Source organism: Mycobacterium sp. (assembly GCF_032159775.1).
In the GTDB taxonomy this organism is placed as follows: Bacteria; Actinomycetota; Actinomycetes; order Mycobacteriales; family Mycobacteriaceae; genus Mycobacterium.
Genome location: NZ_JAVHWK010000052.1, coordinates 1 through 7,389 on the forward strand (window position 1 = coordinate 1; position 7,389 = coordinate 7,389).

Annotated in this window: 10 protein-coding genes; 3 read left to right on the top strand and 7 right to left on the bottom strand. The window is 66.4% G+C overall.

Annotated features, from left to right (window positions below):
* The first annotated feature begins 174 nt into the window (after window positions 1-174).
* Window positions 175-648, top strand: coding sequence for a hypothetical protein (locus QOJ24_RS05400; RefSeq protein ID WP_526259846.1), 474 nt, complete (start codon window positions 175-177; stop codon window positions 646-648).
* Window positions 649-652: 4 nt separating this feature from the next.
* Here the strand turns inward: QOJ24_RS05400 and QOJ24_RS05405 are convergent, their stop codons facing one another.
* Window positions 653-847: a DUF3046 domain-containing protein gene (locus QOJ24_RS05405; RefSeq protein ID WP_526259848.1), complete on the bottom strand. Its 195-nt coding sequence runs from the start codon at window positions 845-847 to the stop codon at window positions 653-655.
* A gap of 9 nt (window positions 848-856) precedes the next feature.
* A complete protein-coding gene (locus QOJ24_RS05410; RefSeq protein WP_526259850.1) occupies window positions 857-2,029 on the bottom strand; it encodes a glycosyltransferase in 1,173 nt (390 codons plus the stop codon).
* Window positions 2,030-2,071: 42 nt separating this feature from the next.
* Here QOJ24_RS05410 and QOJ24_RS05415 point away from each other — a divergent pair, with 42 nt between their 5' ends.
* On the top strand, window positions 2,072-2,506 hold the full coding sequence (locus QOJ24_RS05415) for a limonene-1,2-epoxide hydrolase family protein (protein ID WP_526259852.1): 435 nt from the start codon (window positions 2,072-2,074) through the stop codon (window positions 2,504-2,506).
* 1 nt (window position 2,507) lies between these two features.
* On the opposite strand, the gene pspM is transcribed toward QOJ24_RS05415, so the two are convergent.
* The 4 genes from pspM to pgsA all read right to left on the bottom strand — a co-directional run bounded on the left by pspM (window position 2,508) and on the right by pgsA (window position 5,292).
* Window positions 2,508-3,350, bottom strand: a complete 843-nt coding sequence (gene pspM / locus QOJ24_RS05420; RefSeq protein WP_526259854.1) for a phage shock envelope stress response protein PspM — start codon at window positions 3,348-3,350, stop codon at window positions 2,508-2,510.
* 12 nt (window positions 3,351-3,362) lie between these two features.
* The gene (pspA, locus tag QOJ24_RS05425; RefSeq protein WP_526259856.1) at window positions 3,363-4,187 is read right to left on the bottom strand and encodes a phage shock protein PspA; all 825 of its coding nucleotides are present in this window, start codon (window positions 4,185-4,187) and stop codon (window positions 3,363-3,365) included.
* Window positions 4,188-4,265: 78 nt separating this feature from the next.
* A complete protein-coding gene (gene clgR, locus QOJ24_RS05430) occupies window positions 4,266-4,598 on the bottom strand; it encodes a transcriptional regulator ClgR (protein ID WP_526259858.1) in 333 nt (110 codons plus the stop codon).
* A gap of 97 nt (window positions 4,599-4,695) precedes the next feature.
* Complete coding sequence (gene pgsA / locus QOJ24_RS05435) at window positions 4,696-5,292, bottom strand: CDP-diacylglycerol--glycerol-3-phosphate 3-phosphatidyltransferase (RefSeq protein ID WP_526259860.1); 597 nt, start codon at window positions 5,290-5,292, stop codon at window positions 4,696-4,698.
* Window positions 5,293-5,334: 42 nt separating this feature from the next.
* On the opposite strand from pgsA, the gene QOJ24_RS05440 reads away from it, so the two are divergent.
* Window positions 5,335-5,859: an amino-acid N-acetyltransferase gene (locus QOJ24_RS05440; RefSeq protein WP_526259861.1), complete on the top strand. Its 525-nt coding sequence runs from the start codon at window positions 5,335-5,337 to the stop codon at window positions 5,857-5,859.
* Here the strand turns inward: QOJ24_RS05440 and QOJ24_RS05445 are convergent.
* Window positions 5,852-7,389, bottom strand: a 1,538-nt coding sequence (locus tag QOJ24_RS05445; protein WP_526259863.1) for a DNA translocase FtsK, incomplete at its 5' end; no start/stop codon positions are given. The genes QOJ24_RS05440 and QOJ24_RS05445 overlap by 8 nt on opposite strands.

Genomic DNA, 7,389 nt, shown 5'->3' on the forward strand with positions numbered 1-7,389 from the left:
GCCTATTACAACTTCGGCAGGCTGCATCGGGAGACAGCTCTGCTGCTCGGTCAACGGGGGTAGTGCGCCAAAACCTTGAAGTGTTAGACGGCGCCTCGCTCGGTTTTGGCCGCCGACCGGGGGTGCCCTGGCTCTAGGTCGCCGCGACCGCGCGGCGGCTGTGAAGGAGTAGTGATGAGCAACCCAGAAGACCCGCAAGAACGCTTCGCTGGAGAACCGGCCCCTGGATCACGAGACACCGGATCGGACGTACCTTCAGGTGGAGAGGACCGGCCGTCGGGCACCGTCGACGGCGACGAAAGTGTGCCGTCGCACGGCGACGCATCGGAAGATCCCGGATTCAATACGAAGTTCACCAACGAGCCACCTCACGACGTCGAACCCGCGACACCGCCTTACGAGGGGCGCCAAACAACCGCCAAGCCCGCCGACGGCGGCGACGAAGGTGGCGCACGAACAGCTGGGGCAGTCAAACCCGTCACGGACACCGACTACAAATCGCCGGCACCCGGCGATACTCCGGGCGGCGCCACCGCGTCGCCGGCCGATGAACAGCCGGCTGCAGAGCAGCCGGAAACCGATACCGCCGATGACAGCGTCGGCCCTTCGCATGTTCCCGGGACAGGCCAGGGCGAGAACAAGCGCTGACCTTTCACCACTGATCGCGCGGAACGTCGAAGTCGGCGCACAGCGCCCGCCAGACGTCACGCGGGTCGACGCCGTCTTCGATGGCCTGCGCCGCGGTGCGCCCGGCGAAGACGGTGAGCACATGGTCGATGAGCAGCGATCGTCCTCGCACCGGGCCGAACTGGCCTTCGACAAGCTCGGTGAATTCGGTCAACCGCACCCGACCAACTTACGCTGACGGTGCCAACGCGTCATGGCACACCCGTACCGGATCTGCGACGTCCGCCGCGGTTGCGCCCGCCGCCCTGGCCGCCTCGGCGTATTTCGGCGAGGACAGCACCTCGGTGACCGCGATCGCCAGCGCGTCGGGTTCCAGCGGTCGGATCAGCTGCGCACTACCTTGTCGCACAAGTCGATTCGCAATCTCCCATTGATCACCGCCGCCAGGCACCACCACCATCGGCACCCCGGCCATCAACGTCTTGGACACCATGCCGTGGCCGCCCCCACAGATCACCAGATCGGCGGCCGCCAGCAGTTCGTCCTGGCGACCCAGCCCCACCACCGCCCACGTCGGGATGTCGACATCGTCACCGCCCAGGCGCGACACCACGACTCGAGACCCCGGCGGCAGCACATCCCCCGGCCGCAGCGCCTCGAGCGCTACCTCGGCCAGTCCGAGCGCGCCCGACTTGGCAGTCGACGGCGCCACCACGACGACCGGACCGTCTCCCGGCGGTATCGCCAGCACAGTGTCCGTCGGTTCGAAATGCAGCGGCCCCACGACGACGGCCTCGTCGGGCCAGTCGGGGCGTGGCACCTCGAGCGCGGGAAGGGTAGCGACGAGCCTGCGCAACGGGCCGGGATCGTCTGCAGGCAAACCGATTTCGACCCTCACCGCCGAGCGCTGTTTCAGGCCCGCGCGCCAGGCCCGGGCAGACAGCGTCCGCAGGACGGCATCCCGCAGCCTGCCACGGACCCCGACGCCCGGTGCAAGCCCGCTGCCGATCGGGGGAAGCCCCTTCGACGGCCGGTACAGCGGCGCGGGGTTGAGCTCGATCCACGGGATCGTCATCAGCTCTGCCGCCAGCCCGCCGCAGGCGGTGATGACGTCGGAGACCACCAGGTCGGGTTCGAGCTCGCGCAGCACCGGCACATTCAGCACCGCCATGCGCGCCGCGCGCTGGTGAATCTTCGCACCTGCGTCTGCGTCGTCGTCGAGTTCGGTGGGGTTGAGTCCGACGAGTTCGACCGCGTCGACCCCGACCGACCCGGCGGTGTCCAGCCACTCGGTGCCGGTCAGCAGCGTCGGTGAGTCACCTGCGGCGAGAAAGCGGCGGCACAGGGCGAGCGCGGGAAATGCGTGTCCCGGGTCCGGACCTGCGACTACGGCGACGCGCATGCGGCTACCCTGCCACAGCGTCGCGCAACTACGCTGGACGCCATGACCTCACCAGCAGTGGACACCACGGCCAACGCACGCACGGTGGAGACGTTCCTGTATGCATTGCAGGACGAGGACTACGACGCGGCGGACGCGACTCTGGCCGACAACATCTTGTACCAGAACGTCGGTTACACGACGATGCGTGGACGGCAGCGAATCATCAAGCTGTTACGGATGGCGGAGGGCCGCGGCCGCTTCGAGGTGAAGTTCCACCGGGTCGCCGCGGATGGCAATGCGGTTCTGACGGAGCGCACCGACGCGATCATCATCGGCCCGTTCCGCCTGCAGTTCTGGGTGTGCGGGGTATTCGAGGTGCACGGCGGCAAGATCACGCTGTGGCGGGACTACTTCGACGCCTTCGACTTTTTCGTCAAGGCGCCGCTGCGCGGCCTCGCGGGGATCTTCGTCCCGTCGCTACGTCCGAAGATGTGACCTACGCGCGCTTGAGCTGACCGAGCTCGTCGAATGCCTGGGCCCAGCCCGTCAACCGGTCGGTGGCGTTGACCAGTTCGTCCCGGTAACGCTGGTGCGACATCGGCGAGCCCGACATCGGGCCCGCCCCGGCCGGCTGACTGGTGGCCGAGACCAATTGCGCTGCCGCGGTGACCATGTCGTTGTACTGGCGCGCGCCGCTGTCGAGCTGAGAGGTGAACGCGGCGATCGTCGGCGCAAGGTGCGTGCGCGATCCAGGGGCGTTGGCGACCGCCCGCTCCATGGACACCACTTCGTCGGCGGTAGCGGCCATGGTGGCGGCAGACTGGTTCGCGACCGCGACCAGTTCACGCAGCTCGCCTTCGGGCAGCATCTTGCCCCGCTCCAGCACGCTGATCAACGAGAACAGTCCGCGCTCGGATGCTGCCAGCGCTGCCATCGGCTGCCGGGCCGCCGACCCCCACGGTGGCAGCCTGCGGGTGGCTCGCGACCGCTGCGGGGGCAGCGGCTCGCCGCGAAGCCAGCGATAGCGCAGGAAACACAGCGTCGCGAGGAAGGCCGCTCCGACCGCGATCGGCGCAGGAATGAACAATGCCCACGCCGGGGTGCTCCAGGTCGCGAGCAGCACCGTCACGCCCACCCAGATCACACTGGACACCGCGAAGAACAACCCCAGCCGCAGCGCCCATTTACGTTTGCGCAGTTGCTTTGCCCGCGGATCGGCCGCCGAGCTCAGCTTCTGCGCCAGCACGTCGGACATTTCTGCGGCGGTGTCGATTCCCCGCTGCGCCAGCGACCGCCAGGCCTCGGGCCTGCTGGTCGCTGAGCGCTGTTTGGCTGCCAACCCAGGCTCCGACTACTGGCCGATCGGCTTCTCGGGCGTGGCCTCGGGCGTCGACGCAGGGCCGGCAGGCGCTGCCGTACCGTGTGCCCCGGAAGCGCCGCCCGAAGGCAATGCGTCTCCACGCATCGAGGCGCGGATCTGCTCCAGACGCGAATGCCCTGCCATCTGCACGGTGGCCTGCTGAACTTCCATCATCCGACCCTGAACCGAGTTCTGCGCGAGCTCCGCGGCCCCCATGGCGTTGGCGTAGCGGGTTTCGATCTTGTCGCGCACCTCTTCGAGGCTCGGGGTGTTGCCCGGTGCGGCGAGTTCGCTCATCGACCGCAGCGAGTCGCTCACCCGCTCCTGCATCTTGGCCTGCTCGAGCTGGCTGAGCAGCTTGGTGCGCTCGGCGATCTTCTGCTGAAGCATCATCGCGTTCTGCTCGACGGCCTTCTTCGCCTGTCCGGCGGCCTGCAGCGCCTGGTCGTGCAGCGACTTGAGGTCTTCGACGCTCTGCTCGGCCGTCACCAGCTGCGCGGCGAACGCCTCGGCCGCGTTGGTGTACTCGGTGGTCTTGGCCGCATCGCCCGCGGAGGTCGCCTGGTCGGCCAGCGTCAGCGCCTGACGGACATTGACCTGCAGCTTCTCGATATCGGCCAGCTGACGATTGAGCCGCATCTCCAGCTGGCGCTGGTTGCCGATCACCTGGGCCGCCTGCTGCGTCAGACCCTGATGCTGGCGCTGGGCCTCCTCGATGGCCTGCTGAATCTGCACCTTCGGGTCGGCGTACTCGTCGACTTTCGAGCTGAACAGCGCCATCAGGTAGCGCCATGCCTTGGAGAACGGATTCGCCATGGGTTCGTTCCGCCTTCGTGTCAGAAACAGCGTGGGTGTGCTACTGCCAACTTATCGGTATCGCGCAGATCAGAACAGCTAGGCCACAGCCATGGACACGACCTGCGGGATGACGACCTTGGTGGTGGCGTCGATGTTGGTCGCGGTCGCCGTGGCCCGGGCGAACGCCTTGATCTCCTCCTGCGCCATCTCGTCACCGGCGTCGGACAGCACCCGCGACAGCGGGACCTCGAGCGCCCCGCAGATCGCGCTGAGCAGTTCGCTGGACGCCTCTTTGCGGCCACGTTCGACCTCAGACAGGTAGCCCAGGCTGACCCGCGCGGAATCGGATACCTCGCGCAGAGTGCGGCCTTGGTCAATGCGGGCACGACGCAGCACGTCGCCGATCACCTCGCGCAGCAATGTCCCCATCGTGCTCTCCTTCACTTGGGTGGTAATAGAGCAACGCCAGGTACTGCCGGGATGGTTCCCGGTTCGGCGACTCGGGCGCAATTCGTCGCTGGGATGGTCACTGACCTGCGACTCGTCCTCGAGAATCGCGGATCGCCGACACCACGTAGTCGACGCCTGTGAGGACGGTCAACACGACGGCGACCGCCATCACCACCCAGGCTCCGGTCAGCCACGGGCCCGAGAGCGGCAGCACGAACAGCCCGATCGCGACGGCCTGCACGAGCGTCTTGAGCTTTCCGCCGCGACTGGCCGGGATGACCCCGTGCCGCAGCAATGCGAAGCGCATCACCGTGACGCCGATCTCGCGGACCAGGATGACGACCGTCACCCACCACGGCAGCTCGCCGAGCATCGAAAGGCCGATCAGTGCGGCACCGATCAAGGTCTTGTCGGCGATCGGATCGGCCAGCCTGCCGAAGTCGGTCTCGATGCCGTAGCTGCGGGCCAGCGCCCCGTCGAACCGATCGGTGATCACGGCGACGGTGAATATAACGAAAGCGGTTACCCGCCATGGTGTTTCGTGACCATCGCCGGCGAACAACGCGATCAGGAAAACCGGGACCAGGACCAGCCGGACACCGGTGAGGACATTGGCGATGTTTGCGACCTTCGCCTGAGGTATCACCGGATCGGTGTGAGGTTGGCCCGACACCGCTAAAGAATATCCGTTGCCCAAACCGATACCCTCGCACCTGTGAGCGAAGGGCATGGTTCGCGGGCGGACGGGCTTGTCGTCCGTCGCGCCAACACCTCGGATGTGCCGGCGATCAAGGCGCTCGTGGACTTTTACTCGGGCCGCATTCTGCTGGAGAAGAACCTGGTCACCCTGTATGAGGGAGTCCAGGAGTTCTGGGTCGCCGAGCGCGAAGGCGAGCTCATCGGGTGCGGGGCTCTGCACGTGCTGTGGGCTGACCTCGGCGAGGTGCGCACGGTGGCCGTGCATCCGCGGGTCAAGGGCCAGGGTGTCGGGCACCTCATCGTCGACCGGCTGCTTGACGTGGCTCGCGAACTGCACCTGGGACGGATCTTCGTGCTCACCTTCGAGACCGAGTTCTTCAGCAGGCACGGGTTCGCCGAGATCGAGGGCACACCGGTCACCGCTGAGGTCTACGAGGAGATGTGCCGCTCCTATGACACCGGTGTCGCGGAGTTCCTCGACCTGTCCTATGTCAAACCGAACATCCTGGGCAATTCACGAATGCTGTTAATGCTCAAATAGCGTCGTCGTCTCCGGACGTGGTGCCTCGGATGGACGCGATGGTCGCCGCCAGCTCGTCGGGCTTCACCATCACCTCGCGCGCCTTGGAACCCTCGCTGGGACCGACGATTCCGCGGGTCTCCATCAGGTCCATCAGCCTGCCGGCCTTGGCGAAGCCCACCCGCAGCTTGCGCTGCAGCATGGACGTGGAGCCGAACTGGCTGGACACCACCAGTTCGACGGCCTGCAGCAGGACGTCCATGTCGTCGCCGATGTCCGGGTCGACGTCGGTACGCTCGCCGGTCGGCTTCGCATTGGTCACGCCCTCGGTGTATTCGGGCTCCGCCTGCTCCTTGCACGCCGCGACGACCGCCTGGATCTCCTCATCGGTGATGAACGCGCCCTGCAGCCGGATCGGCTTATTGGCACCCATCGGGATGAACAGACCGTCGCCCATGCCGATGAGCTTCTCGGCCCCCTGCTGGTCGAGAATGACCCGGCTGTCCGTCAGCGACGACGTGGCGAACGCCAACCGGGACGGCACGTTGGACTTGATCAACCCGGTCACCACGTCGACCGACGGCCGCTGAGTGGCCAGCACCAGGTGAATACCCGCCGCGCGTGCCTTCTGGGTGATCCGCACAACCGCATCCTCGACATCGCGCGGGGCCGTCATCATCAAATCGGCCAACTCGTCGACGATCGCGACCACATACGGATAGGGGCGGTATTCGCGCTGACTGCCCAGCGGTGTGGTGATCTCCCCCGACCGCACCTTGGCGTTGAAGTCGTCGATGTGCCGGACCCGTGATGCCTGCATGTCCTGGTAGCGCTGTTCCATTTCTTCGACCAGCCAGGCCAGGGCCGCGGCCGCCTTCTTCGGCTGGGTGACGATCGGAGTGATCAAGTGCGGAATACCTTCATACGGCGTCAGTTCCACCATCTTCGGGTCGATCAGGATCATCCTGACCTCCTCGGGGGTGGCGCGCGACAGCAGCGAAACCAGCATCGAGTTGACGAAGCTCGACTTACCCGAGCCGGTGGACCCCGCTACAAGCAGGTGCGGCATCTTGGCCAGGTTCCACGAGATGTATTCGCCCTCAATGTCTTTGCCCAGTGCGATCACCAGCGGGTGATGGTCGCTTCGGGTCGACGGATCGGTCAGCACGTCGGCGAGGCGCACCATCTCGCGGTCGGTGTTGGGCACCTCGATGCCGACGGCGGACTTGCCCGGTATCGGGGCGAGCATCCGAACGCTCTCGGTGGCAACCGCATAGGCGATGTTCTTCTGCAGCTGGGTGATCTTCTCGACCTTGACGCCGGGTCCCAGCTCGACCTCGTATCGAGTGACGGTCGGACCGCGCGTGCATCCGGTGACCGCCGCATTGACCTTGAACTGCTGCAGCACTTCCGAGATCGACTCGGCCATGCGGTCATTGGACGCACTGCGCCTCTTCGGCGGATCGCCCTTCTTGAGCAGATCCAGCGACGGCAGCGTGTACGGACCGTCCACGACGCGGTCCGACACCAGCTTTGCCGGCTTGGCCGCCT